Annotated in this window: 26 protein-coding genes; 10 read left to right on the forward strand and 16 right to left on the reverse strand. The window is 65.7% G+C overall.

Annotated elements, in window-relative coordinates; genetic code table 11:
• Positions 1-229: 229 nt before the first annotated feature.
• Positions 230-1,045 carry a bifunctional allantoicase/(S)-ureidoglycine aminohydrolase gene (locus DTA22_RS33750; RefSeq protein WP_112302303.1) on the forward strand — a complete coding sequence of 272 codons (816 nt, stop codon included), beginning with the start codon at positions 230-232 and terminating at the stop codon, positions 1,043-1,045.
• Positions 1,046-1,126: 81 nt separating this feature from the next.
• Here the strand turns inward: DTA22_RS33750 and DTA22_RS33755 are convergent, their stop codons facing one another.
• The gene (locus DTA22_RS33755; RefSeq protein WP_112302304.1) at positions 1,127-2,026 is read right to left on the reverse strand and encodes a helix-turn-helix transcriptional regulator; all 900 of its coding nucleotides are present in this window, start codon (positions 2,024-2,026) and stop codon (positions 1,127-1,129) included.
• Positions 2,027-2,127: 101 nt separating this feature from the next.
• Between DTA22_RS33755 and DTA22_RS33760 the strand changes: the two genes are divergently transcribed.
• Positions 2,128-3,177 (forward strand): alcohol dehydrogenase catalytic domain-containing protein, encoded by a 1,050-nt coding sequence (locus DTA22_RS33760; protein WP_112302305.1) that lies wholly within the window; start codon positions 2,128-2,130, stop codon positions 3,175-3,177.
• A 158-nt stretch (positions 3,178-3,335) separates the two neighbouring features.
• Positions 3,336-4,220, forward strand: a complete 885-nt coding sequence (locus DTA22_RS33765; RefSeq protein ID WP_112302306.1) for an aldo/keto reductase — start codon at positions 3,336-3,338, stop codon at positions 4,218-4,220.
• Positions 4,221-4,269: 49 nt separating this feature from the next.
• Here DTA22_RS33765 and DTA22_RS33770 read toward each other — a convergent pair whose 3' ends face one another.
• From DTA22_RS33770 to DTA22_RS33795, 6 genes are all read right to left on the reverse strand, one after another.
• Positions 4,270-4,536 carry a YdeI/OmpD-associated family protein gene (locus DTA22_RS33770; RefSeq protein WP_112302307.1) on the reverse strand — a complete coding sequence of 89 codons (267 nt, stop codon included), beginning with the start codon at positions 4,534-4,536 and terminating at the stop codon, positions 4,270-4,272.
• A 141-nt stretch (positions 4,537-4,677) separates the two neighbouring features.
• Positions 4,678-5,904, reverse strand: a complete 1,227-nt coding sequence (locus DTA22_RS33775; RefSeq protein ID WP_037227743.1) for a cytochrome P450 — start codon at positions 5,902-5,904, stop codon at positions 4,678-4,680.
• A 94-nt stretch (positions 5,905-5,998) separates the two neighbouring features.
• Complete coding sequence (locus tag DTA22_RS33780; RefSeq protein WP_322789951.1) at positions 5,999-6,280, reverse strand: ferredoxin; 282 nt, start codon at positions 6,278-6,280, stop codon at positions 5,999-6,001.
• Positions 6,281-6,310: 30 nt separating this feature from the next.
• A complete protein-coding gene (locus DTA22_RS33785) occupies positions 6,311-7,156 on the reverse strand; it encodes a DUF4097 family beta strand repeat-containing protein (RefSeq protein ID WP_112302308.1) in 846 nt (281 codons plus the stop codon).
• Between the two features lie 73 nt (positions 7,157-7,229).
• Positions 7,230-7,409, reverse strand: coding sequence for a hypothetical protein (locus tag DTA22_RS33790; protein ID WP_112302309.1), 180 nt, complete (start codon positions 7,407-7,409; stop codon positions 7,230-7,232).
• Positions 7,410-7,678: 269 nt separating this feature from the next.
• Positions 7,679-7,948 carry a hypothetical protein gene (locus tag DTA22_RS33795; RefSeq protein ID WP_235214442.1) on the reverse strand — a complete coding sequence of 90 codons (270 nt, stop codon included), beginning with the start codon at positions 7,946-7,948 and terminating at the stop codon, positions 7,679-7,681.
• Positions 7,949-8,090: 142 nt separating this feature from the next.
• Between DTA22_RS33795 and DTA22_RS33800 the strand changes: the two genes are divergently transcribed.
• The 4 genes from DTA22_RS33800 to DTA22_RS33815 all read left to right on the forward strand — a co-directional run bounded on the left by DTA22_RS33800 (position 8,091) and on the right by DTA22_RS33815 (position 11,428).
• Complete coding sequence (locus tag DTA22_RS33800) at positions 8,091-8,486, forward strand: cupin domain-containing protein (RefSeq protein ID WP_112302310.1); 396 nt, start codon at positions 8,091-8,093, stop codon at positions 8,484-8,486.
• 217 nt (positions 8,487-8,703) lie between these two features.
• Positions 8,704-9,684, forward strand: coding sequence for a PDR/VanB family oxidoreductase (locus tag DTA22_RS33805; protein ID WP_112302311.1), 981 nt, complete (start codon positions 8,704-8,706; stop codon positions 9,682-9,684).
• Between the two features lie 186 nt (positions 9,685-9,870).
• Complete coding sequence (locus DTA22_RS33810) at positions 9,871-10,368, forward strand: dimethylamine monooxygenase subunit DmmA family protein (RefSeq protein WP_112302312.1); 498 nt, start codon at positions 9,871-9,873, stop codon at positions 10,366-10,368.
• 58 nt (positions 10,369-10,426) lie between these two features.
• Entirely contained in the window at positions 10,427-11,428 is a 1,002-nt protein-coding gene (locus DTA22_RS33815; protein ID WP_112302313.1) for a heme-dependent oxidative N-demethylase family protein, read from the forward strand.
• Positions 11,429-11,494: 66 nt separating this feature from the next.
• Here the strand turns inward: DTA22_RS33815 and DTA22_RS33820 are convergent, their stop codons facing one another.
• On the reverse strand, positions 11,495-14,977 hold the full coding sequence (locus DTA22_RS33820; RefSeq protein ID WP_112302314.1) for a serine/threonine-protein kinase: 3,483 nt from the start codon (positions 14,975-14,977) through the stop codon (positions 11,495-11,497).
• Between the two features lie 600 nt (positions 14,978-15,577).
• Here DTA22_RS33820 and DTA22_RS33825 point away from each other — a divergent pair.
• Positions 15,578-15,907 (forward strand): VOC family protein, encoded by a 330-nt coding sequence (locus DTA22_RS33825; protein WP_112302315.1) that lies wholly within the window; start codon positions 15,578-15,580, stop codon positions 15,905-15,907.
• Positions 15,908-16,138: 231 nt separating this feature from the next.
• Positions 16,139-16,966, forward strand: a complete 828-nt coding sequence (locus tag DTA22_RS33830) for an aldo/keto reductase (RefSeq protein ID WP_112302316.1) — start codon at positions 16,139-16,141, stop codon at positions 16,964-16,966.
• Positions 16,967-17,121: 155 nt separating this feature from the next.
• Here the strand turns inward: DTA22_RS33830 and DTA22_RS33835 are convergent, their stop codons facing one another.
• The gene (locus tag DTA22_RS33835) at positions 17,122-18,057 is read right to left on the reverse strand and encodes an NADP-dependent oxidoreductase (RefSeq protein WP_112302317.1); all 936 of its coding nucleotides are present in this window, start codon (positions 18,055-18,057) and stop codon (positions 17,122-17,124) included.
• 115 nt (positions 18,058-18,172) lie between these two features.
• Between DTA22_RS33835 and DTA22_RS33840 the strand changes: the two genes are divergently transcribed.
• A complete protein-coding gene (locus DTA22_RS33840) occupies positions 18,173-18,613 on the forward strand; it encodes a winged helix-turn-helix transcriptional regulator (protein WP_112302318.1) in 441 nt (146 codons plus the stop codon).
• Positions 18,614-18,650: 37 nt separating this feature from the next.
• Here DTA22_RS33840 and trxA read toward each other — a convergent pair whose 3' ends face one another.
• The 7 genes from trxA to DTA22_RS33875 form a co-directional block, all read right to left on the reverse strand.
• Entirely contained in the window at positions 18,651-18,983 is a 333-nt protein-coding gene (gene trxA, locus DTA22_RS33845; RefSeq protein WP_037227725.1) for a thioredoxin, read from the reverse strand.
• 51 nt (positions 18,984-19,034) lie between these two features.
• The gene (locus DTA22_RS33850; protein WP_112302319.1) at positions 19,035-20,648 is read right to left on the reverse strand and encodes a thiamine pyrophosphate-binding protein; all 1,614 of its coding nucleotides are present in this window, start codon (positions 20,646-20,648) and stop codon (positions 19,035-19,037) included.
• A 12-nt stretch (positions 20,649-20,660) separates the two neighbouring features.
• On the reverse strand, positions 20,661-21,593 hold the full coding sequence (gene trxB / locus DTA22_RS33855; RefSeq protein ID WP_037227720.1) for a thioredoxin-disulfide reductase: 933 nt from the start codon (positions 21,591-21,593) through the stop codon (positions 20,661-20,663).
• Positions 21,594-21,605: 12 nt separating this feature from the next.
• The gene (locus DTA22_RS33860) at positions 21,606-22,805 is read right to left on the reverse strand and encodes an acyl-CoA dehydrogenase family protein (protein ID WP_245973289.1); all 1,200 of its coding nucleotides are present in this window, start codon (positions 22,803-22,805) and stop codon (positions 21,606-21,608) included.
• A 13-nt stretch (positions 22,806-22,818) separates the two neighbouring features.
• Complete coding sequence (locus tag DTA22_RS33865) at positions 22,819-23,985, reverse strand: CaiB/BaiF CoA transferase family protein (RefSeq protein ID WP_112302320.1); 1,167 nt, start codon at positions 23,983-23,985, stop codon at positions 22,819-22,821.
• A 167-nt stretch (positions 23,986-24,152) separates the two neighbouring features.
• Entirely contained in the window at positions 24,153-24,725 is a 573-nt protein-coding gene (locus tag DTA22_RS33870; protein ID WP_052032905.1) for a UGSC family (seleno)protein, read from the reverse strand.
• Positions 24,726-24,772: 47 nt separating this feature from the next.
• Complete coding sequence (locus tag DTA22_RS33875; RefSeq protein WP_112302321.1) at positions 24,773-25,888, reverse strand: hypothetical protein; 1,116 nt, start codon at positions 25,886-25,888, stop codon at positions 24,773-24,775.
• Positions 25,889-25,927: the final 39 nt, after the last annotated feature.

Genomic DNA, 25,927 nt, shown 5'->3' on the forward strand with positions numbered 1-25,927 from the left:
ATGCCGGATCGAGGTGCTTCGGGTTCGCCGGCTTGCCGGGTGGGATCGGCACTCTCGACGGGATCAATCTCCGAGGCGAAGTTCCAGTAATCGAGCAGGGGACGCCCGGGGCGGTCCTGTCACCCACATGTGATCAGCTATGTACCCATAGGACACTGGACCACAGGCGGAAAATCGACACCACGCCGGCATGCCGCCGCCCCTATCCCGACAACCCGACAAGGACAGCATGAACTACTTCGTTCCGCGAGGCGGCCTGCCGCCGCAAACCGACCTGACCACCGACCGCGCGGTCTTCACGGAGTCCTACGCGGTCCTGCCGCGTCGCACGATGAGCGATATCACCGCCAGTCTGCTGCCACACTGGAACGGAACCAGGGCGTGGGTGCTGGCGCGGCCGTTGTCCGGATTCGCGGAGACCTTCTCGCAGTACATCGTCGAGGTCTCGTCTGGTGGCGGTAGTGACCGTCCCGATGCTGATCCGGGCGCCGAGGCGGTGGTGTTCGTTGTCGACGGTGCGCTGACTCTCACACTCGACGGGGTCGAGCATGCGCTGGATGCGGGCGGCTACGCATTTCTCGCTCCCGGCGCCCGGTGGACCCTGCACAACCACGGTCCGGCCACCGCGACGTTCCATTGGATCCGCAAGACCTATCAGCAGGTCGACGGCATCGAGGTGCCCGAGTCCTTCGTGACCCGGGAGCGCGATGTCGTGGGCGTCGAGATGCCCGACACGAACGGGGCGTGGAAGACCCAGCGGTTCGTCGATCCGAACGACATCCGCCACGACATGCACGTCAACATCGTGTCCTTCGAACCGGGAGGTGCGATCCCGTTCCCCGAGACGCATGTCATGGAACACGGCCTGTACATCCTCGAGGGCAAGGCGGTGTATCTGCTCAACAAGGATTGGGTCGAAGTGCAGGCGGGCGACTTCCTGTGGTTGCGTGCCTTCTGTCCCCAGGCGTGCTACGCGGGCGGGCCGAGTCGCTTCCGCTATCTGCTCTACAAAGACACCAACCGGCACGCCGGCCTCCAACTCTGACTCTCCTGAATCGGGTCATGATCCGGTGGCTGCTGCCGTTGGCGCACGGGTGGCGGCCCACCGATCGCCTGTGCACAGGGTTCAGTGCGGTCTGCTGGGAGCGTCGTGTTCGGTGCCGAGTCGTTCCTGACTAGCGGCCCAGGAAGCGAGGAGCGTGAGGGCGTCGGCGGTGGGTGTGCCGGCGGCTGCGGTATAGATGTTGAGTTGCAGGCCGGGTTCGGAAGGCAGTTCGAGTGCTTCGAAGTCGAGGTCGAGTTGGCCGACGGCGGGGTGGTGCAGGCGCTTTCGGCCGCTGCGGTGGAAGCGGACGTCTTGTGATGCCCAGCGTTGGCGAAATAGTTCGCTTTGGGTGGACAGTTCCCCGACCAGTGCGATGAGTGCTTTGTCGTGGGGGTTGCGGCCTGCTTCGAGTCGGAGCATGGCGGCTGCGTCCCTGGCGATGGTGTCGTAGTCGACGAAGAAGTCTGCGGCTGCCTGGGGGTGGAGGTAGACGAATCGGGTGGTGTTGGCGGGGCGGCGGGGGTCGGCGAGCACGGGGGAGTAGAGGGCGCGCGCGAGGTCGTTCATCGCGATGATGTCGTGGCGGCCGTTGCGGACCCAGGCCGGTGCGTCCGTGATGGCATCGAGTACTTGCTGGATTGCCGGACGCACGGTCACCGGTGGAGTGCGGGGGCGGCGGGTGGTGCTTGCCTGTGCTTGCCGGGCGAGGGCGAAGAGGTGGTCGCGTTCGGCGTCGTCGAGTTGCAGGGCGACGACGAGGCCGTCGAGGACGCTGTCGGAGGCGCCGGCGAGGTTGCCGCGTTCCATGCGGACGTAGTAGTCGACCGAGACACCGGCGAGCATGGCGACCTCTTCGCGGCGCAGGCCTTTGACGCGGCGGTTACCGCCGTACACGGGTAGTCCGCTCTGCTCAGGGGTGATGCGTGCGCGCCGCGTGCTGAGGAACTCGCGGATTTCGGTGCGCAGGCCGGTCGAGCTCATGAGTCCACGGTAGGCAGGGATCGCCGGATGTGGGAGGTACTGGCAGTACCCGGAACGTCCGTGACTCCCCGGGCGGCCGGAATGGAGGTCAACTGGGTGGCATGAAAGCGACGTACATGTTCGGCGCGGGCGATGTCCGTGTCATCGATGTTCCTGATCACACCATCCAGTCGTCCACCGACGCTCTGGTTCGGATCGTGCGGGCCTGCGTGTGTGGCAGCGACCTGCATCCCTATCACTCCATGGAGGTCGATCCTGCGGGCAGATCGATGGGGCACGAGTTCATCGGTGTCGTCGAAGCAACCGGTTCGGATGTGAGGACGTTGCGTGTCGGTGACTTCGTCATTGCGCCGTTCGCGGTGTCGTGTGGCACGTGCGCGTTCTGCGCTGCGGGTCTGCAGACCTCGTGTGTGCGTGGCGGGTTCTGGAATGACGTCTCGCTGGGTACGGCGGGTGGTCAGGCCGAGGCGGTCCGGGTGCCGCTGGCCGACGGCACGTTGGTAAAGGTGCCGGTGGGCGAGGACGCCGACGATGCGCTGCTCGACTCCTTGTTGACGTTGTCGGATGTGTACGGCACCGGCTGGCATGCCGCGATCCGCGGCGGCGTCGGCGAGGGCAGTGTGGTGACCGTGATCGGTGACGGGGCGGTCGGGTTGATGGCGGTGCTGTCGGCTCGCCAGCTCGGTGCCGAGCAGATCGTGTTGATGGGGCGGCACCAGGTGCGCACCGATCTCGGTCGCGAGTTCGGTGCGACCGATGTGGTTGCCGAGCGTGGTGAGGAGGGAATCGCGAAGGTTCGTGAGCTGACCGGCGGCCTGGGCAGCGCGATCGTCCTCGAGGCGGTCGGTCACCGGCCCGCCTACGATCAGGCTGTGGGCGTCGTCCGCGCGGGCGGAACGATCAGTCGTGTGGGGGTGCCCCAGTACGAGGACGCGCCGGTCGGGTTCGGGAGCCTGTTCGGGCCGAACGTCACCCTGACCGGTGGTCCGGCGCCGGTGCGCGCGTATATCGAGCAGCTGCTTCCGGCAGTCCTGGACGGCATCGTGCAGCCGGGGAAGGTGTTCGACCGGACCGTCGGACTTGCTCAGACGCCGCAGGGCTATGCCGCGATGGATGCCCGCGACGCGCTCAAGGTCGCGGTCCGGCCGTGACAACCGCTGTTTCCGGTCGGGCCACGACCGCGCCGATGATCCTGGTGCGCGCCGCATTGCGGGTTGGCTCCGCATACACCCGCCGCACGAGATCCGCGGCATGACAACTGCTCAGTGCGTCACTCCCCGCGCGTGCTGACCGATCCTAAGGTTGAAGCATGACCATCCCCGAATTGACTTTGAACAACGAAATCACGATGCCGGCACTGGGTTTCGGGGTGTACCAGACCCCGCCCGATGACACTGTTGCTGCGGTCGAGGCGGCACTGGAGACCGGATACCGGCACATCGACACCGCCGCTGCCTATCAGAACGAACGCGAGGTCGGTGAAGCCATACGCCGTTCGGGCATCGATCGCTCGGACATCTTCATCGAGACCAAGATCTGGATCACCGACTACGGCTACGACGCGACGCTGCATGCCTTCGACAAGAGCGCACGCAAACTCGGAATCGATCAGATCGACCTGCTGATACTGCACCAGGCTCTGCCCGGCGAGTTCACCCTCACCGTCGAGGCCTACAAGGCGCTCGAGACGCTGCTCGCGGACGGCCGCGTGCGCGCCATCGGTGTCAGCAACTTCATGTCCGGCCACCTCGCGCGACTGCGGGACGAAACATCGGTGGTGCCGGCGGTCAACCAAATCGAGGTACATCCGTACTTCCGTCAATCCGACGTGCTCGCGGCCAACGCCGCACGAGGGACCGTGTCCCAAGCGTGGTCTCCGATCGGTGGCATCACCTTCTACCGCCACGGCTCCCACGGCTCCACACTCGACGATCCCACCATCAAGAACATCGCAGCGGCACACGGGAAGACGCCGGCCCAGACGATGCTGAGGTGGCACCTGCAGCAGGGCCGCCAGGTGATTCCGAAATCGGTCACCCCGTCGCGTATCACCGAGAACTTCGACGTCTTCGACTTCGAGCTCACCGCCGATCAGCTCACTGCGATCGACGCTCTCGACACCGGGGTGCGCGGCGGACCGGAACCTGACGACATCACCCGCGAGACATTCGGCCTCGAAATCCCGGAAGCCTGAGGAGTACCGCAATACAGATCGACCCCCATACCGCGAGCACGAAGAACGCCTACTTGCCGGTCTTTTCCCGGTGACGACAACCAGGCCAGCAGCATGGGCGGCGCTTGCCCTCAGCCAGTTCGGTATGCGTCCTCTTGATCCGACGCCGTCTCGTCTCATCGAGCTCGGCATCCTCGACCCAGCAGATCCACTCATTGCGTGCCAGGGGTGTGATGTCGTTCCACGCGGCCAGTGCCGGGCCGTTATCGACCAATGCCTGTCGTAGATCTGTTGGCACTCCATGCACCGTGCCGCTCGGGACCGTGGGCTTGCCCATGTTTCGACACTACCGACGGTCGCCCAGGTATGGCGGGCGGTAGCCAAGCGCGGCGTGGTGTCGGTCCACCGGCAGGCCGCCTCCATCTGGCGCGGTCGCCGCATGCCGGCTTCGCCCACCTCTCGACGATGACCTGGCGAGTTACCGGGCCGTTTCCATCCAGGTGACCGGTAGTTCGTGGACGCCATAGATGTTCATATCGGTTCTTAGTTTCACATCGTCGGCGGGGATGGCGAGTTCGAGAGTGGGGAAGCGGCGTAGCAGTCCGGCGAAACCGGCGCGCATCTCGATGCGGGCCAGTTGCTGGCCGAGGCATTGGTGGACGCCGTGACCGAAGGACAGGTGACCGCGGGCCTTGCGACGGATGTCGAGTGTGTCGGGGTCGTCGAAGCGCTGGGGGTCGCGGTTGGCGGCCAGCAGTGAGACGACGACGGTCGATCCCTTGCGGATTGTTTCGCCGCCGAGTTCGATGTCTTCCGTGGCGTAGCGATAGAAGATGTCGGCAACGGCCAGGTAGCGCAGGAGTTCTTCGACGGCATCGGGTAGCAGGTCCGGGTCGGCGCGCAGTTCGGCTAGTTGCTCCGGGTGCTCCAGAAGCGCGAAGGTGCCCAGTGCCAGCATGTTGGCGGTGGTCTCGTGGCCCGCGAGTAGCAGCAGGAAGGCGGCACCGGTCAGCTCCTCGATGGTGAGGTCGTCATGGCGGGCCAGGTCGGAGAGTATGTCTTCGCCGGGGGCGGCGCGTTTGCTGGTGACGAGGTCGGAAAGGTACGTGGTCAGTGCAATGTACGCGGCCATCTTCTCGTCGAGCGGCTGGTCCTTGACCAGGAACTTGGCGGAGTTGACCTGGAAGTTCTCGCGGTCTGCGTAGGGGACACCGAGCAGTTCGCAGATCACCAGCGAGGGCACCGGCAGCGCGAACTCCTTGACCAGGTCGACCGGCGGGGTCAGGCGCGCCATCTCGTCCAGTTGCCGCTCGGCGATGTCGGTGATGTGGTCTTCGAGCTGCTTCATGCGTTTGACGGTGAAGGCGCCGGTGAGTTTGCGCCGCAGCCGGGTGTGGTCCGGCGGGTCCATGGCGATGAACAGGCCCGGGATTTGCGGGGACGGTTCGGTGGCTGCGGGCATGCCCGGGGTCTCGTAGGGCACGTGGAGAATGCCGATGTCCTGGCGGGAGCTGAGTCGGGTGTCGGCCATGAGCCGGCGGACCGCGTCGTAACCAGTGACGAGCCAGCCCTCGTGACCGTCGGGGAAGATCATGGGACTGACGGGGCGAGCTTCGCGCAGCCGGGTGATCTGTCGGGGCGGGTCGAAGGGGCCCGCATCGCGATCCATGGGGAGGCCGTGCTGGGTGGGAATCGTTCGACTCATCGGAATTCCTTTCGTGGCGGTAATCGGGTTCCCCGGGTGTCGTGCGGGATACCGGACGGCCGGTGGTGTCAGCGTGAGTGGTGTCTGATGGCGGTTACCGGTCGAGGATCGTGATTGCCGCGGCGGGGCAGGTGTGGGCGGCTTGGCGGACTGACGTGTGTTGCGGGGGTGGTGGTGTGGGATCGAGCAGAAGCACCCGGCCGTCCTCGGTGTTCTGGTCGAATACCTCGGGAGCGGTCAGTACGCACATGCCGGCGCCGATGCAGCGGTCCTGGTTCACGTCGAGATGCATCGGTTGGGTCTCGAACCCGGGGTCGCCGAAAGACTTGCGCAACCTGGTCACTGCAGTCGCCGGCTGAGATTGCTCGGTGGTCATGGTTTCCCTTTCTCCAGGGCCAGAAGGGGATCAGGAACGGCGGATCGTGATGCCGCCGAACGAGGTGTGTGCGCGCACCTCGACGGTCTCGTCGGACGCCTCGGGCCGGGCGGTGTCGTCCAGCAGGTTGTGCACCTGCCCGAACTTGCTGTTCACCTGCAGCCGTGCGGCGGCGCCCTCGGCGATGCCGATCTCCAGGTCGCCCATCGCAGTCCCGAGCTCGACCGAGCCACGGGCCACCTCGCCGAGGCGGATGCTGCCGTTGGACGTCTTCGCCTCGACCCCCGCGCCGGCCCGGTCGACGGAGATGTCGCCGTTCGTCGAGCGCACCCGGACGTTGCCGGTGGCCGCGTCGATCATGGTGTCGCCGTTGGAGTTCTTGACGGCCACGGAGCCCTCGGTCGCTCCGATGCGGACCCTCCCGGAGCCGGTGTGGATCTCGGCGTTGCCCGCGACGCCGTCCGCGGTGACGTGACCGGCCGCGGTGTCCACACGCAGGGGACCGCTCCGCTCGAGCCGGACGTTCCCGGCGGAGGTCTTGAACCTGCACTCCCCGAGTCGGCCGGTGCCGCTGAGGTCTCCCACCTGTACCTCGCCGGACACCTGCGAACCGCTGGGTAGGTTGATGGACACCTCCACCGACCTGGTCTTGTGGGAGAAGTCGAAAACGCGCGCTTTGGGCCCCGAGACCTGGAGCACGCCGTTCGCGTAGTCGACGCGGACCCGCTGGGCGGCGTACACGTCCGACTCATCGGATTCGTCGCTCGGGCGGACATCGACGGTGGTGTCGGTGCGGTCGCTCGCGGTGACCCGCACATTGCCGACGCCGAGCTCGAGCGTGACGGAAATCGGTTCGGGTGTATCGAAATTGGGCATGACTGTCCCCTTCTGATGGGTGGGCGAGACATCCCCGCAGGTCGGGGACGCGGTGTGGTGGGAGGCGGTGCGGCTACCGCACCCGGCGGGTGAGGCGCCGCGTCGTCTGTTTGACGCGCTGGGTCGTCCGGATCCCCGACTCGAGTGACCCGGTCAGGTGCTCGACCAACGTGCAGGGCGCGTCGTCGCCGCCGGCTTCGGCGTGTGTGGCGAACTCGCGTCCATGGTTGCTCACGTACGAGGTCAAGTCCATGGCACCAATATGGCACCAAGATGGCACCAGCGCAAGCCATGATGGCTCAATCGGGGCATCATGCAGCACCCGTCTCGTTCTTCTCGCAGGAAAAGTGCTGGTCAGGATCGCGTGCGGTGAAGGGCGCCGGGACGATCGGTGATGCCTTCAGGTATCGGGGAAATCGGCCTAATCACCGCCGCTCCCGCATGCCCGCTTGAATCGGCTATCCGCTGGTTGCGGCGCAACAGGTCCGTGGCCCGGGCTGCGACCGGGGCGTCGACGAAGTCTCATCCGGCATGCGCAGTGCGGCGTGCCCTGCTGCTTCGAACGAGTAAGACACGCCGCGCCCAGTCGAGTTGGTCGGGAGAGGGGGTGAAAACCCGGTGGATCGCCTGCAGCTGGGCGGGGTGGATCTCCGACATCCCGACGAATCCGAGGCCCCACGAATGTTCGGCTTCGGCCGTGAGGAGGCCGTCGTCGTCGAGTTGTGCGACCACGCTGTCGATCGGCGGCGGCAGTCCGGCCGCGCGGGCGGCGCGCACGATGAGAGCGGGCATGCGTGCTTCTTGCAAATAAACCTCCTTGTCACGCGCGTTTACGAGCACGTAACCCACGGCATGGTTTCCTGCCATTATCTTCAGTTTCATCGCATGGTGATCGACGTAGCGATTGCACAAACCCATCCCCAGGAGGACCCCAATGACCGTTGTCGATTCCAGTGCGATCGGACGGACCGTCGCACCGTTCCGCGTCACCGCAGATTTCTGGAAGTCTCTGCCGCAGATGCCGGTTGCGGAGTACCCGGGCACCGAAGGCTTCATCGACGACGTGTACGCAAACCCGGACGGGTCCGAGATGTCGGCAGGCTACTTCGAACTCCGGCGCACGGACAATCCCCTCGATTACCTCTACGAGTACGACGAAATGAAGGTTGTGCTCGAGGGCGAGTTCGTTCTCGAGAATCTCGACACCGGACAGACGGAGGTCGCCAAGGCGAAGGACGCGATCTTCTTCCCGAAGGGATCGCGGATCCGATTCACCACCCCTGACGGTGCGTTGGCCTACTACGTCGGTCACCGCTCCTTCGCGCCGTAATCGGCGATGGCAGTGACCACGGCGTCCTCTACCCGGTGGTGGCGGTGGGTGCTGCCGTGACGTCGGATGTTCAGCGCGCACTGTCACACTGTCACTACCGCCGCCGCGTTCGAAGGCGAATTCCGTTGTGGCGGTTCCCGAGCACCCTTATCGTCTACCACCACTCCCGCCGTCACCATGCCAATCATGGCTATCGAGCAGATTCGGAGGACCTGACGTGACCGAAGCAGTCGAGACCGCGACAACCAGCGCCGTAGTAGAGAGCGACCTTTCCGTCGAAGTTGCCGACACTTCGATGCTCTGCGAGGACATCCGTCAGGTCGTCCTGGCGCCAGTCGGGGGCGGAACGTTGCCGTCGTTCACCCCGGGCAGTCACATCGCGGTCACCTGGAAGCCGGGAACACGCAATTCCTACTCCCTGACAGGCCCGGCGATCGAACCGGACCACTACTCGATCTCTGTTCGACTGGACCGGGCCGGCGCCGGCGGGTCGCGGTGGGTGCACAACCTCGCCGTCGGCGACCAGGTGACCACGTCCCGCCCGCGCAGTGCGTTCGCTCCCATTCCGAACGCACGCCACCACGTCCTCGTCGCCGGCGGCATCGGGGTCACCCCGATCCTGTCGCACGTGCGTGCGGGAGTGCAGTGGCGTCGCTCGTTCGAGGTGATCTATTCCTTCCGCTCCGGCTTCGGCGCACACGTCGAGGACCTGATCGAACTATGCGGGGACCGGTTGACGATGGTGGAAACCCCGGAACAGTTCTGGGACCACGTGACACCGACTTTGACCCGGCAGCCGATCGGCACCCACCTCTACACCTGCGGACCGGCGCAAATGATCGACGCCGTCACCGAAGCTGCGCTCGCCGAGGGCTGGCCACTCCAGCGTGTGCACTCAGAGCCGTTCTCCTCCGGCATCTCCGCTGGGGGTGAACCCTTCACCGCGACCCTGGGCCGCACCGGTACCGCCGTGACTGTCGGACCCGACACCAGCTTGCTCGACGCGCTGCTGGACAACGGCTTCGACGTGCCGAACCTGTGCCGGCAGGGCGTGTGCGGGGAATGCAAGCTCCCGGTGCGCGGCGGACGGATCGAGCACCGCGACCTCTATCTCACCGATGAGGAGAAGTCCACGGGTGACGTGATGATGCCGTGTGTGTCCCGGGCCGCTGGCGCGGATCTGGAGCTGGACCTGTGACCTCCACGGCATCAGACACCGCAACCGAAGACCTCATGCACTCCCCATCCGCGCTTCCCCGCGAACAGTACCGGCAATGCCGCCCGGGAATGGCATGGCTTCGTGTACACGGCGGCGTCACCGGCTGACCACCTCGAACACCAAACCACCGGGCCTGTTCCTCAACGACTCTCAGAGGGAAATGTCATGACAAGCATCGACGACTCCGACATCGCCACCGCGCAGGTCGGCATTACCGCGGCCAGCATGGACCTATCCGGCCGCCAGTACCTCCTGATCGCGATCGGTGATGCCCCCAGTGCCACCGCCAAGGTCGAAAAGTGGGCGCGGGATCTCGACTCCGCGCACCGGGCAGTGGCGTTGCACAGCCTCCCCGACGGTGCGGGTGTCGCCCACCTGATCGACACCAGCACAGTCGGGGTCCGCATCATGATCGCCGGGGCGGAGTACGAGGTGATGCAGGCTGTTGCGGTAGCGCGCGAGGCGGGAATTCTGCCGTGCGAGTTGTTCATCCACATCTCACACGTGGACGTGATCAACGTCTTCTGCCCGCACTGCGACACCGCCACCCGGGCCACCGCGCGCCCAGACCACACCATTGAGTGCTCGGGCTGCGCCCGCGACCTCCTCGTGCGCCCGCACACCTCCTCGCATCGTGCGATGTATCTGGCATCGGTTGCCTGACGACCGACTGGGAATCACCCTGCACCGCCATTCCGGCCCGACTCTGGAGCGAAATACCATGACCGAACTGCTCACAAGCGACCTGACCTGTCTGCCCTGGCCTTTCCCGGCAGGGGACGAAACCTTCCGCTACGCGGTCAATGTCGAGCCTGCACCCCGGTATACCCCCACCCTCGCCGGGGGCTGGGGCCGACACGTCGTCGACCTCGGACTCGAATACGTGCCGATGATGCAGCTCAAACGGGAGATCCTGGCGAAAGACCCAGGGCGAGTGCAGATTTTGCCGCACATGATGCCCGCCTGCTGGGACGTCATGCTCTACCTCATGCGGCAGATGGCCGACTCCCACCCGGAAACCATGCAGCTGACCGGGCAGGGCAACCGCTACCACTGGCGCAACACGTTGCTTGACATCGACCAACACTTCGAAATGGGTGATCTGGTCACGCTGCCGGAGGACCCGCTGACCTTCATCGGCTGCCAGGTGCCTGACGACATTCTCCTGCTCACCGAGCGCCACGACCAACTTTGGTTCGACGCGGCCATCGTCACCTTCGCTGCCGACTGGTCGATCAAGTTCGATGTCGGTATGAACTTCAACGAAATTCACCGCCCCGTACCTGGGCTGACGAGCGGCGGCATCACCAGCCGTGCGCAGCAGTTCATGCGCCATCTCACCACGGACCGCATCTTCCGCCGCGCCAACTGGACTTTCTCCGCCGTTGGTTCACCGCACCGCGACACCAGCCTCGAAACCCGGCCCGAATGGGAAGACGACATTCCGAAGCTCGTCGCCGACGGAGACTACGGACGCGTGCAACTGCGGATCGAACTCGAACACCTCATCCGACTGCCCCTCACCGGAGCGCTCGTCTTCAACATCCACACCTACCTGGCGCCCCTGTCGGACATCGCCACCATTCCCGCGTGGGCCGAGCAACTCGCCGACATCATCACCGAACTTCCCGCCGAAATCGCCACCTACAAGGGCATCGACAGTTACCGCCACCACGCCGCCCGCTGGCTGCGTACACAGTCATCGGCTCCCGCCTCCATCTGAGACGATCGACGCCCTAGGAACCCCGCGGCCGTCGATTCGACACCGTCTGGTCGCGGATCGACGCCCTCAGATGGGGGTGGCGCCCGTGGTTGCTGACAGCGCTTCGAGAAAGGCGGTCGGGACCGTCGTCCACTCCGGCCGCCACAGCCCGTGCAGTTGATCGTCGCGGAGGGCGCGCAGGGTCGACATGACATACGGTCCTCCGTCGAGGAGGTACCGGATCATGTCGCGTTCCGCGCACTGCGCCGCGATCGATGCCAGCACCTGCTTCGCCTCGTCGTTTCGGCCTGCGGCCGCGAGGCAGCCGACGAGCAGTCGATTCGCTTGCAGTAGTGCTCGGTGCCGTCCCCGGCCTTCGATCCTGTGCACCCATTCCCCGGCCCAGGTGCAGGCGGCCGCGGTCGTCTCCGCCGATCGTCGACCGAGGAGAAGGGTGATGGCGGTGGCATCCTCGAGCTGCGCGGTGATCTCGTCCAATCCGTCGACCGGGTGACGCCGCTCGGCGAACTCGGCGGCGCGACCTGGTTCGAGAGGGAGGCCCAGCATGACCCGTTCGTTGTCGATCCTGGCCCGAAATCGCGGCAGCGACCGGGATTCGGCGGCCTCGGCGCCTTCGTCCAGCCGGTTTGCCGCCCCGTCGCGGTCTCCTCGCAGCGCCATGATGTGCGCTCCGACGACACAGGGGGCGAGCATGAAATCCACGCAGACGTCGTATCCGAGTTCTCGGCTCTCGTTCAATAGCCGTTCGGCGGTGGCGAGGTCGCCACGTTCGTAGAGCAGTTCGCCGAGCAGGGCGCTGGCGAGACGTGCAGCGTGTGAGTGACGTCCCCCGGACTTGACCGCGAGCCGCATCGCCTTCCGGAAGTGGTGTTCGGCCGCAACGACATCGAGCTGTTCATTGGCGGCGATGCCGTAGTAGCAATAGCCCCACGCCCCGCTGTACGGTCCACTGGTTCGCTCGTGGTACGTCGATGCCCAGTCCTGCATACGGCGTGCCGCGTCGAAGTCGAATCGGTAGACCTCGGCGAAGGTTGCGATGTCGGCCGCGGCGGAGACGACCGATGGGGGCAGGGTCTCCGGTCGCGACAGGCATTCCGCCATCAGCTCGTCGACGCCGTCGATCCGGTCCGAGAATATTGTGATGTCACCCTGAACGACGTCGGCCTCGACCCGCAGATCGGCGACTTCGGCCCCGGCCGTCGCGTCACGTTCGAGGAGGGAATAGACGCGGTCCAGTGCCGCCTGTGCGGGCCGGACACGCTGGAGTTCACAGTGGGCCCACGCCAACGTGAGCTGGAGACGGGCGCTGGAGACGACGAGCCTCGGGGGAAGTTTCGCCACCAGACCGAGCAGGGTGGACATTTTCGCGTGCTCGAGCAGAACCGTTCCGTCATGCTCGACCATATCGACTGCCCCTTTCTCGTCTCCTGCAGCGAGGGCATGATTGACGGCCTCACTGAGCAATTGACGATCGGCGAACCACCGCGATGCCGCGGCGTGGAGCTCGCCGATCCGCTCGGGTTGATCACGCTCGAGTCTTCTGCGCAGGTATTCGGCGAAGAGGTGGTGGTACCGGAACCAGTCGCCGTCGTCGTCGAGGCGGCGCAGAAACAGATCTCGGCTCTCGACGTCTTCGAGCATCGCCTGCCCACGCTCGACGCGCGCGAGTGACGACGCGAGGCTGCCGCAGATGCGTCCGGTGATCGAGGTGGCCATGAGGAATTCGAGCAGTCTCGGTTCGAGGGTCTCGAGCACGTTCTCGGCCAGGAACTCACCGATGGCGTGATGGCGCCCCGACAGATGACTGATCAGCTGCGTTGGGTCGTCGCATCCGCGCAGCGACAAGGAAGCGAGTTGCAGGGCGGCCACCCATCCGTCTGTCGAGCGCGTCAATGCGTCGACATCGCCGCGGTCGAGCGTCAGCCCTCCGAGATCGACGAGAAACGAATTCGACTCCGCGGCATCGAAACGCAGGGCAGCCGAATCGATTTCGACGAGCTCGTCACACACTCTCATCCGGCTCAGGGGCAGGCCGGTGCGGGTGCGGCTGGTGACGATGATCGGCAGGTGGTGGCAGCCGTGGTCGAGAAGAAACTCCATCGCTGTGATCGTCTCGGCACTGGTGACCCGGTGCCAGTCGTCGAGGACCACGGCCACACGCTGCCCGCTGTCGTGGACCTCGTTGATCAGGCTGACCATGACGTACTGTGCGGCCGCATCGCCGCGTTGCTCGAGCGCCTCACCGAGACCATCCCCGAGGGCCGGGCTGATCTTCCGGATCGCCTCGACCAGGTGCGCGAGAAACCACACGACGTTGTCGTCATCATGATCGACACCGAGCCATGCCACCGCCACGCCGTCCTCGGTGAGGACATCCCGCCACTGGGCGGCGAGCGTGCTCTTACCGAATCCCGCCGGTGCATGAATCACGGTCAGTCGTCGCGACCGGCCCGCGCGTAGGACGTCGATGAGCCGAGCCCGGGCAACCAGCAGACGGGTGGGCGTCGGTGGACGGAACTTGGCCGCGGCAGTGGGCGGCGGGATCGTTGTCGGCGTGCGCCGACGGACGGGACTCTTCAACGGGCGGGAGCTCCCCGACACGACGCCAAGCGTCCCGCCCAGTGGATTCTGTCCGTCCTCGCTCAGTTCGACCGGAAGCGCCATGTGATCGACGGACAGGCCCATTCGACGCTGGCACTCCTGCAGCTCGTACCCGAACTCGGCGGCGGTCGTCGGGCGCATCCGCGGGTCTCCGGACATGGCGCGGTCGACGACGTCGCACACGTCCTGCGGGATACCCTCCGCTCCGAAATCAGGGATGGGTTCGGTGGTGACCCGCAGGAATTGGGCAAAAACCCGCTCACCGCTGCGTCGCTCGAACGCGGCGTGGCCGGTGATCGCGCAGAACAGAGTAGCCGCGAGGCCGTAGACGTCCGAGCTCGGAGTTGGCGGCCCACCCGAGAGGACCTCGGGGGCGGTGAAGGCCGGCGACCCGAGAACGGACCTGGTGGAGGTCTCGAAGCCGCCGGCGATGCGGGCGATGCCGAAGTCGGTGAGCTGGGGTTCTCTGTACTCGGTGAGCAGGATGTTCGCCGGCTTGACGTCGCGATGGATGATGCCGAGACGGTGTGCAGTCTCGAGGGCACCTGCCAGTTTGATCCCGAGTCGCAACGCCTCGGGCCACTCGATCGGCCCCAGTCTGCGAATGCGGGCGTCGAGCGAATCGCACGCGTGATATCGCATCACGATGTAGGGGCGACCCGAAGAGGTGGCGCCGACCTGGTGGATGTTGACGATGTGCGGGTGCCCGGACAGCTGCCCCATCGCGCGTTGCTCACGCAGAAACCGTTCGAGGTTGTCGGTGTCGAAGTCCTCGGTGAGCACTTTCACCGCGACGGTGCGGTCCAGGGCAGGTTGACGGCACCGGTAGACGACGCCGAACCCGCCCCGCCCGATTTCCCGGGCGTCCTCGAATCCGGCCGCGGCCAGCTCCGTGGTGATCGCGCGACCGGGGGCACGCTGAGTGGTCGGTGGATCGAACTCGGCCATCGGCGGCCGCCTCACTCCCGGACATCGATACCAGACGTCGATCCCTCGCAGACACTGCTCGACTGCTCGACGTGGGTGTTGCTCCAGGATAGTCCCCGAGTTCGAGGGTCAGCCGTGCCGCGCGCGTGTAACCAGACCGGGTCGGCCCCACCTCTTCGCCTCGGAGCTCAGAACCTCAGTGAGCACCTTGAAAGGCGGGGTTCGCGGGTCCACCATCGGCCGTGAATCGGATCAGCCCGTGACGGGCGCACTCCACTGCGACGGGGGCCAGGGCCGCCCGGCGTCGTCAGTGTGCCCATTGGTGACACGGCGTCCGTAAAGCACGGCCGCCGAATGCAGGTGCGAGCCGGCTCGGTGCCGCCGAAGGACGAGGTGCTCCACCCAAGTGAAGGCACACAGGGTACAAACAAGGAAGTCTGAGGACGACGAACCCACCGGGAGTCCGGGTCTGGAACCTGTGTGCGTCGATCCGCTACGACGGACCAAACCCATACAGCTCGGTCAGGATTCGAGAAGCGCCGGCCCCTGCGGTGCGGATAACGTGGTCCGTATCGCCGACGAAGCGGTCGTCGATGACCGCGTACCCCGAGGGAGACGAAGATGAGTCCCACAATCCGCAGCCTGGTGGTCCCGGTATCCGACCTGGACGCCGCCAAGGCGGTCTACACCGCGCTGCTCGGCGCACCGCACACCGACGAGTCGTACTACGTCGGGTACAACGTGGACGGCTTCGAAGTCGCCTTGAATCCGAGTGGCGAGAACGCCGGACCTGTTGCTTTCGCCGACGTCGAGGATCTCGACGCGACCCGCGAAACCCTGCTCGCCGCTGGTGCGACCGAGCGCAGCGCCCCGCGCCAAGTCGCATCCGAGACGCGGATTTGCGTGCTCGCCGACGCCGACGGCAACCCGATCGGACTACGCGGTCGGTAGCCACGGCGTGGGCTCGGTCTCGTGAGTCGCCCCACGTCCCCCGCGCTATCGACCTCGAACCGACTCGCGCGGCGTGACGCTCGTTTGCCCACGATCATCAGGGCTGCGTATTACCCATGGGTTGATCTGAACGCTGGTTGAGGATCTAGCGTATCGGTCATGACACCAGATGACAGAACAGCGCGTGCAGCCGTGGATCGGGATGCCTTCGGACGCCAGGGATTCGGAGCGATGAGGTTGCGCGACGACAGCGCCGGTGGCCCGGATCGCGACCCGGTGGCCGTGGTTCATGCCGCGCTTGATGCGGGCATCACGATGGTGGACACCGCCGACGCGTACCAGAATGAGGAGCTGATCGGCCGGACGATCCGGGGCCGGCGGGATGAGGTGCTGCTGGCCAGCAAATTCGGCCTCGTGTGGCGGGATCAGGTCGCCGGCGGATTCGACGTGCGCGCCGATCCGTCATACGTGCGGCAGGCGTGCGAGGCGAGCCTGCAACGGCTCGGCGTCGACATGATCGACCTGTACTACCTGCACCATCGCAGTGAGACGACCTCGATCGAGGAGACCGTCGGCGCCATGGCAGAACTGGTCGGCCAGGGAAAGGTGCGCTACCTCGGCCTGTCCAATGTGAGGGCGGACGACCTGCGCCGCGCACACGCCGTCCACCCGATCGCCGCGCTCCAAGAGCAGTGGTCGCTGGACCACCGCGCCATCGAGCATCAACTGCTACCCGTCATCGCGGACCTCGGCACAGTGGTGGTGGCACACTCACCGACCAGTCATGGACTCCTGCACCAGACTCCGAGCGCAGCCGACGAGCAGCGAGCGAGCGGCCTGCATGCCGCCGTGGACGAGATCGGCGGCACCCACGGCGCCACGGCCGGACAGGTCGCACTGGCCTGGGTGCATCATCGGCAGCAGGCGCACGGTGTACCGGTGGTCCCGCTCCCCGGGACGACCAGCGTCGAACACCTACGCCTCAACGTCGCCGCGGCCGACCTGATCCTGTCCGATGTCGAGCTGCGACGGCTCGATTCCCTCGGGACGGCATCGTGACCTGCGTTGCCTCAGACGTCGACGAGGGAGCATTCAAGGTCGATCTCGCAGCGGAGTAGACGGCTGGATCGTCGAGCCGCGGGGTCAGATCTGCCGGTGTCCTTTCCGTTCGCATCGAATTCGGAACGACCGGGATGCCTCAGTCGATTTCACGGTCACTGCCGATGCGTGCCCGAGTCGAGGACCGGCCGAAGGACGTACTTTCCGCGAACGCCGCCCTGTGCGACCGCGCGGTGGGCGGCGGCGACCTGGTCGAGCGGTACGACGGCGTGCACGCGTGCCGGCAGGTAGCCGCTCGCAGTGGAGTCGAGGAGCTGGGCGAGCCGGGCACCGTCGGGCTGCGCCACCAGCTCCCGGACGGTGACGCCGCGTTCGCTTGCCGGCGCCGCGCCCGGCTGCACGCCGACGAAGAGGCCGCCGTCGCGGACCAGCGTGAGGCCCTGCTCCTGGAGTGCGGCACCGTCGGCTACCGCGTCCCAGGCGCGCGCCGCCTCTGTGGTGAAGTCGGCGCCGAGGCCGCGCACGAATTTCTCGTCTTCGGCCCGGGCGAGTCCGGTGACCCGCCAGCCGCGGTCCTGGGCGAGCGTGACGACGTTGGCCCCGACCGCTCCGGCGGCGCCGGTCACCAGCAGGCTCCGGCCTCCGCCGTCGCCGAGTAGGTCGACCAGCTGGTCTGCGGCCAGGCCGTTGAGCGGAACCGTGGCTGCGGTGGCCAGGTCGAGTCCCTCCGGCACGGGTGCGGTGTCGCCCGCCGGGACAATCAGCTGCTCGGCGTACGTCCCGAAGTCGCGGTCGAACCCGGCGACCAGCCCCGCGACGCGGCTGCCGACCGGGAGGTCGACGTCCGGACCGGCCGCCGTGACGGTGCCGGCGAAGTCCCAGCCCAGGCCGGTGTGGTCGGGCTGGTCGATCAGCCCGAGCCGGTGGAACACCCCGGCGGCAAGCGCCAGGTCGACGGGGTTGACCGCGGCCGCTGCGATCTCGACCCGGACCTCGCCCGGGCCGGGCTCGAGGACGGGGACGTCGATGATCTCGATGGAGTCGGGACCGCCTGGGGTGCGGACGATCGCGGTGCGGAAGGTGGTGGACATGTTCGCCTCCTGTGGGCCGGTGTTTGTGCTGTACCCACCACGATGGAGGGGTTACTCTCCAATGGGAAGTAGGCACTTCAAGGTGCGTATGTCACCGCGCAGGAAGGAGCGGTCGATGTCGACAACCACGGCAGCCCAGGAGCGGGCGCAGGCGAAGGTGGAGTACGAGGCGTTCCTGGCGACCTGTCCCAGCCGCCGGCTCCTCGACCGGATCTCCGACAAGTGGGTGACGCTGGTTCTCGCCGCGCTGGGCGGCGACGGACCACACTCAGGCCAGGACTGCGTCGGCGAGCCGCGGCGGATGCGCTACTCGGAGCTGTCCCGGCGGCTGGCCGGAGTCAGCCAGAAGATGCTCACCCAGACGCTGCGCTCCCTCGAACGCGACGGCCTGCTCACCCGCACGGTGACGCCGACCGTGCCTGTCACGGTCACCTACGAGCTGACCGACCTCGGGATCTCGCTCCACGCCGTCATGCGCGGCATCAAGGGGTGGGCGGAGGCGCACATGGACGAGGTGCTCGCCAACCGAGAGAAGTACGACACTGGCGTCGACTAGCGGCGGCGACGGCCATGGTGTGCCGATGCCGGTGATGCTACGAGAGGACGTCGGCAAGGTCTTCGAGGATCGCGGCTTTGTCCTTGGTGCCCACTATCTGTTTGACGACCTCGCCGTCGTGGAAGAGGACCATGGTCGGAATCGACATGATGCGGAAGTGCTTGGTCGAGTCGGGGTTTGCGTCGACATCGAGTTTCGCGACGGTGAGTCTGTCGGAGTGCTCGGAAGCGATCTCGTCGAGTACTGGGGCGATCTTCTTGCACGGCCCGCACCACGGCGCCCAGAAATCGACCAGTACTGGCATCGTGCTGTTCAGGACAATCCTGGTGAAGGTGTCGTCGGTCACGGTGACCGTGTGGGCGTCGGACATGGGTGGCTCCTTGGGTTGAAAGACTGTACGGATCACGTCGAATCCGGTTGGTCAGGCGAGGATGTCGACCTCGGGGTCGAGCTTGATGTCGACCACGTATGGTCCTCGGAGATCGTGGGTGATGTGCCGGAGTTCGTCGAGCTCCTCGATCTTCCGAACGGACATCGATCCAGCGCCGATCGCTTCGGCGATGGGCCCGAATTCTGGCCACATATTGAGGGAATGGTCCGGATCGGCACCGTAGCGTTGAAGTTTGGTGTGCTCGGCACCGTAGGCGTTGTCGTTGAAGACGAGGACCAGGACGGGCAACCGGAGTCGGACCGCGGTTGTGAGTTCGGCCAGGTGCATCATGAATCCTCCGTCGCCGACGACGGCGATGGTCAACTCGTCGGGACGCGCGATCGCGGCACCGATTGCGCCGGCGAGACCGAGTCCGATTGCGCCGAAGCCTCCCATGGTGGTGAAACGCCGCGCGTCGGGCACCTCGATGCGTGGCCAGACAGCGTTCGTGAAGCGGCCGATATCGCTGACCATCGTTCGGTCGGACGGCAGCACGTCGTCGAGTCTGAGGCAGGCAGTTCGCACATCGACCGTGTCGACCGCTGTGTGGTCCTTGTACTCGGCCTCAGCGCAATAGTCGACCAGGTTCTGCTGCACCGACTGCAGCCATCCCGGGTGTGAGGGTGTGTGGTCTATCGCGTCGAGAGCTTCCCGGATCGCGTCGGCGACCACGGCGGCGTCGCCGGCGATGTATTCGCTGGCGGGTAGGTACCAGCCGAAGCGGCCTGGATCGATGTCGACCTGGACGACATGTTTGTCGGCCAGAAGTTCGCCGTGGAAGGTGGTGTAGACGTTCAAGCTCGCGCCGAACGCGATGATCAGATCCGATTCGGCGATGGCTGCGGCGGCCACGCTGTGGGAGAGGCTGCCGCAGATTCCGAGGTTGCTGGGGTGCCCACGGAACATGTCCTTGGCCAGCACAGACGTCGCGACCGGGGCGGCCAGTGTCTCGGCGAGAGCGCGCAGTGCTTCGTCGGCCCGCGACAACACGGCGCCGTAGCCGGCGAGGACGATCGGGCGTTTGGCGCTCGCGACAAGGCCGAGCGCGGCATCGAGGTCGTCGATTGCCGGAACCGAGGGCGAGGAGTGTATCGCGGGGGAGACCGGAGATTGGTAGCCCGCGTCTTCGAGCATCAAGTCGACCGGAATGTTCAGTACGACCGGTCTGCGTTCGGCGACCACCCGTTGGAACGCTCGATTGAGGTCACGACCGAGGGTTTCCCGCCGATGCACCTTCTCGTATCCCGCTCCCGCTGCCTGTGCGAAGGAACTGATGTCCATCCGTTGAAAGTGGGTCGGTTCCGCCGGTGTGTCCCCGGTCAGGAGTAGGACTTGGCTGCGGCTGCGGACTGCTTCCATCAATGACGTCATGGTGTTGGACAGTCCGGGGCCATGAGTGACCGTGGCGACGCCGACCCGTCCGGTGCTCCGAGACCAGCTGTCCGCCATAGCGACCGCGCTGCTCTCATGCACGACGGCGACAAACTGGCCTCCACGCTCACGGTAGTTCGCGACATACAGCATGTTCGCGTCACCCATGAGCCCGAACATCACATCGACGCCGTGCCCGAGAAGGGAATCTGCACACGCCTCGAAGATCTTCATACGAAATTCCCCCTAGTGAGATCCGGCAGCTGCCAGATACCGTTCGACGTCTAGTGCTGCACTGCAGCCACTGCCGGCCGCAGTGATCGCCTGCCGGTAGGTGTGATCGACGAGGTCGCCGCACGCGAACACACCGGACACCGGCGTCCGCGAGGTTCGTCCTTCGGTCAGGACGTATCCGGCATCGTCGAGTGCGACTTGTCCATGCACGAGCTCGTTGCGCGGATCGTGCCCGATCGCGATGAACACCCCGGTCACGCGCAACGTCGAAAGTTGATCGGTGGCCGTGTCACGCACCACGAGTCCGGCAACCTGCTCGACGCCGATCACGTCCTCGGCGACGCTGTTCCACAGGAACCGGATCTTGGAGTTTGCGAACGCGCGTTCCTGCATGATCTTCGAGGCCTTCAGTGTGTCCCGGCGGTGAATCACGGTCACGCTGGCCGCAAACCGGGTCAGGAACATCGCTTCTTCCAGCGCGGAGTCTCCGCCGCCGATCACTGCGATGTGCTGATCGCGGAAGAAGAAGCCGTCACAGGTGGCGCACCAGGACACTCCGTGCCCGGACAGACGTTTCTCGTTGGGCATCCCGAGGGCGCGGTAGGCCGATCCCATCGCCAGGACAACGGTTTTGGCCGTGTACTGACGATCATCGGTGGAGACGCGCTTGATCTCGTCACCCAGGTCGACGGTGGAGACGTCCCTGGCGATCAGCTCCGCACCATAGCGTTCGGCTTGCTTGCGCAAGGTGTCCATCAGCTCCGGTCCCTGAATTCCTTCCACGAAGCCGGGAAAGTTCTCGACCTCGGTCGTTTGCATGAGTGCGCCGCCGTATTGGGTGCCCTCGAAGACCAGCGGGTGCAGGTTTGCGCGGGCGGTGTAGATGGCGGCGGTGTAACCGGCGGGCCCGCCGCCGATGATGATGACGTCGCGTGGGGAGTTCATGGTTGCTCCGAGTCAGTGAAAGGCGGCAACGCCGGTGATGGCGTGGCCGACGATGAGGGTGTGGATTTCGCCGGTTCCTTCGTAGGTCAGGACGGATTCGAGGTTGGCCATGTGCCGCATCACCGGGTATTCGAGGGTGATGCCGTTGGCTGCCAGGATGGTGCGGGCGCTGCGGGCCACGTCGAGGGCGCTCTGCACGTTGTGCAGTTTGCCGAAGCTGACCTGCTGGGGGTGGAGTTGTCCGGCGTCCTTGAGTCGGCCGAGGTGGAGTGCCAGCATGAGTGAGGTGTTGACCTCGGTGAGCATCTCGACGAGTTTGCGCTGGGTGAGCTGGAAACCGGCGATGGGCCGGCCGAATTGGGTGCGCGTGGTGGAGTAGTCGAGCGCCGCTTCGTAGCAGGCCCTCGCTGCGCCGACTGCTCCCCAGATGATCCCGTATCGGGCTTCGGTCAGGCACGAGAGGGGGGCACGCAGGCTGGTGGCCTGGGGGAGTGCGGCGCTGGTGGGGAGCCTGCAGTCCTCGAAGACGAGTTCCGAGGTGGTGGATGCGCGCAGCGACATTTTGTGTTTGATGTCGCGGGTGGAGAAGCCGGGGGTGTGGCGAGGGACCACGAAGCCGCGGATACCGTCGGGGGTCTTCGCCCACACGACGGCGACGTGGGCTTTGCCGCCGTTGGTGATCCACATCTTGCTGCCGTTGAGTACCCATTGTCCGTCTTCGAAGCGGGCGGTGGTGCGCATCCCGGACGGGTCGCTGCCGGCATCGGGTTCGGTGAGTCCGAAGCATCCGATTGCTTTGCCTTCCGACATCGCCGGTAGCCACGTCTGCTTCTGTTCCTCGCTGCCGTAGCGCCAGATCGCGAACATCGCGAGTGATCCCTGGACGGAGACGAAGCTACGCAGGCCGCTGTCGCCGGCTTCGAGTTCCAGGCAGGCGAGCCCGTAGGCGACCGCGCTGGTTCCGGGGCAGCCGTAGCCCCGCAGGTGCATGCCTAGCAGACCCAGTTCTCCTGCAGCTCGGGGGAAGTCGTCGGGCAGGTATGCGTTGTCGTAGGCGTCGGGAAGTCGGTGGAGCAGGTCGCGGCGGACGAATCCGCGGACGGTGTCGCGGATGAGTCGTTCTTCATCGGACAGCGAGGCGTCGATGTTCAGGAAGTCGTGGGCGTTCAGCGGCGGGGGAGTGGTCTGCATCAGGTCTTCGGTGGTGGTCATGAGTGGTCCTTCGTCATGCGGTTTCGCGGCGGGATTCGAGTTCTTCGAGCCAGCTTCGGATGTCGGTGCTGTGTTCGCCCAGGTGCGGTGCCCGGGTTCGGTACGTGACCGGTGTGGCCGACAGGCTGATGGGGTTGGCTACTTGGCGTCCGAGTCGGGTGTCGCCGTCGGCGGTGTTTGTGACGGGTTCGAGGCCGAGTTCGGTGGCGAGATGGAAGGCATCCGCGATGTCGTTGACCGCGCCGGCGGGCACCCCGCGTGCTGTCAATGCTTTAGTCCAATGGTGCGCTGGGTGCGGTGCCAACGCTCGTTCTAGGCTTTCGCGTAGAGCTTGTCGATTCCGGACTCGAAGTTCGTTGGTGGTGAAGCGATCGTCTCGAGCCAATTGAGGGAAATCCAGAGTGGAGCAGAGGTCGCTGAACTGTCGGTCCGTGCCCACAGCGAGTACGAGAGCGCCTCCGCCGGTGGCATATGTGTCGTAGGGGGCGATGCTGGGATGCCCGTTGCCGAGGGCGTGGGGAATCTTTTCCGCCAGAACGTATCCCGAAGACTGATTCGCCAATGCGCTCAGCAGTGCCGACATGAGGTTCACTTCCACGCGCTGGCCCACTCCGGACCTTTCGCGTTCGTGGAGCGCGGATAATATTCCGACCGTGGCGAAGAGGCCGGCCAGCACGTCGACGAGAGCGACGCCGGCTTTCGTCGGTGAGTTCTGATCGGGTCCTGTGATGCTCATCAGCCCGCCGAGTGCTTGCACGAGGAGGTCGTAGCCGGCGAGTTCGCGGCCGGCTCCGGCACCGAACGCTGAGATGCTGCAGTACACCAATTCGGGGTTGGCCTGGCGAATAGTGGTTTCGTCCAATCCGAACCCCGCCATGGTGCCGGGTCGGAAGTTCTCCACGAGAACATCTGCGTGCTCGGCGAGGGTCCTGGCGACCTCGAGATCGTCCGGGTCGCGGAGATCGAGCACGATGCTGCGTTTGTTCCGGTTGACGCCGAGGTAGTAGGTGCTCTGATCGTCGACGAACGGGGGACCCCAGGCCCGGGTGTCGTCCCCTTCGGGGCGTTCGACCTTGATGATTTCGGCGCCCAGGTCGCCCAGTGTCATCGTGCAGAACGGGCCCGCGAGGACTCGCGAGAAGTCCGCTACCAGTAGGCGAGAGAGCGGAGGGTTGGTCATGTCGTCTCCTTGGATCGGTGCGTACGTGCTCGCTGCCGGTAGTGACAGCGCCACCCATGCCTTCGGGCTGACAGACCGAGGTCCGCCGGTCCCGGGGCGGGTGCAGCGCCGTGGGATTTCGAGATGCGGTGGGGTGCCTGGCTGCTGGGCACCCCACCGCGGCCTTGCTAGACGGAGGACGTCGTCGCGGTCCGCGTGGCCCGGGTGGGCGTTCCTGTCAACCAGATATCGAGGGCCTGAGGAGCGACTTCGGCGGCGCGGCCTTCGAGCTGCTCGAGAGTCAGGCTGCTGATCGGGTGGGTGATCACGACGGGCTCGAGGTCCGCCATTCCACGTGCGTCGCGCTGTAGGCGGGCTTCGTGCTCGAACTCGGTGGTCACGATGACCGCCGTGGGCAGTCCGGCCTGTTCGAGGCGAACACCGTCGGTGACACACGCGGAGCAGCAGGAACCGCAGTCGCCGATTGCAGTCAGCGCAATGTCGTTTTCGGCGGCAATCCGGTTGATTACTTCAGCACTTGCGTCTGAGGAGAAGTGCTCCTTGTCGTAATACTCGACGGAAGCGAACGTCACGCCCCGTTGCTCGAGTGCCCGCACGGTGGCACGCAGGAGTTTGGCAGCATTCCACTTCGTGTTGCTCAGCACTGCCAGACGAAGGCCATCTGCGCTGTTCGGCCGGGTTGCCAGGGGAGAGGCCTCCACCTCGACAACACCTCGGGGGTCGTAAATACCATCGTTCATCGTTCTTTCCTCGCTGTCAGATCTTGTGTTGTGAGCGGTCGGGGGAGCTACAGGCGGCAGGAGCCGTCCGAGCATTCGAGGCCGCCGGGGTCGCCTGTCGGCACGGTGTCGTCGTGGACGGCTCGTAGCACCGGCGTTGTCGCCGTGCTCCATCCGGGCAGGAAGGCCGAGAATCGACCGGCCGCGCCGCCCGCGATGAACAGATGGATGTCGTCGGGCGTAAACACGATCGGCACCTGTCGGCCGGACTGGCGCGGATACCACTTCGGCAGGTTGCGGTTGTAGGTGGTTCCGCCGGGAGGGGCGTAGCGGTTGCCGTAGCTGACCTTGTCCCAGTCATTGGTTCCGTTGAGCCAGAGGTACCGGCGGATGTCGTCGCGGGTCCATCCGAAGGATGCGATCGTGCGTGCGTGTTCGATGCCGAGGACGACGGTGCAGGAGCCGCCGAGCACGGCGTTGTTGTGACCGATCGTGCTCATGGCCGAGGCGATGGAGTCCAAGATGCCCTGCGGGTCATCGGAGATGTGGTTGGTCACGCTGTGGGGGGCTTCGGCGCCGATGACGAGCACCGTGCTGTCCTCCGGGGCGTAGCCGTGTTCGACGTGGTAGGGAGCCCAGGGGCTGGCTTCTTCGTTCTCGGCGATGCAGAAGGTGTACTTGCCCGGATGGCCGAGGGTGCTCTTGTCGAGTTCACCGGGGATGCCCCCGCCGACGCTGAGCATGATCAGTCGCACTGCCCGGCCTATGGTCGCGTTCGCTCGGTTGCCGGAGCCGAAAAGATTCCCCCCGGAGTTCATGCCGATCTCGCGAGCGATCGGACCGTTGACGACGATCAGCGGCGAGACGACATGGGTGGTGGCCTGGATTCCGTTGAGGTTGAAGCGGGTGTCCGCCAGGGAGAGTACTGCGGCGCGCACGACGGGTGCATATTCCGGCTTGCAGCCGGCCATCACCATGTTGACTGCGAGGAGTTCGCGGGTCAGGCTGCCCCATCGCGGCGGGATTCGTGCCTCGAGGGTTTGGGGATTGCCGCCGAGTGCCTCGACCACGGCCGCGACTCGCTCTGGTGTTGGGGGAACGACTGGCAGTCCGTCGCTCCACGGCTGGTTGAAGTAATGCTCGACCAGGTCGTTGTGGTCGATGCGGGGTTGTACGGCAGTCATTTCGGTTGTCCTCCTGGGTAGATCTGAATTACCTAGGCC

It is taken from the genome of Rhodococcus wratislaviensis, assembly GCF_900455735.1.
GTDB lineage: Bacteria > Actinomycetota > Actinomycetes > Mycobacteriales > Mycobacteriaceae > Rhodococcus_F > Rhodococcus_F wratislaviensis.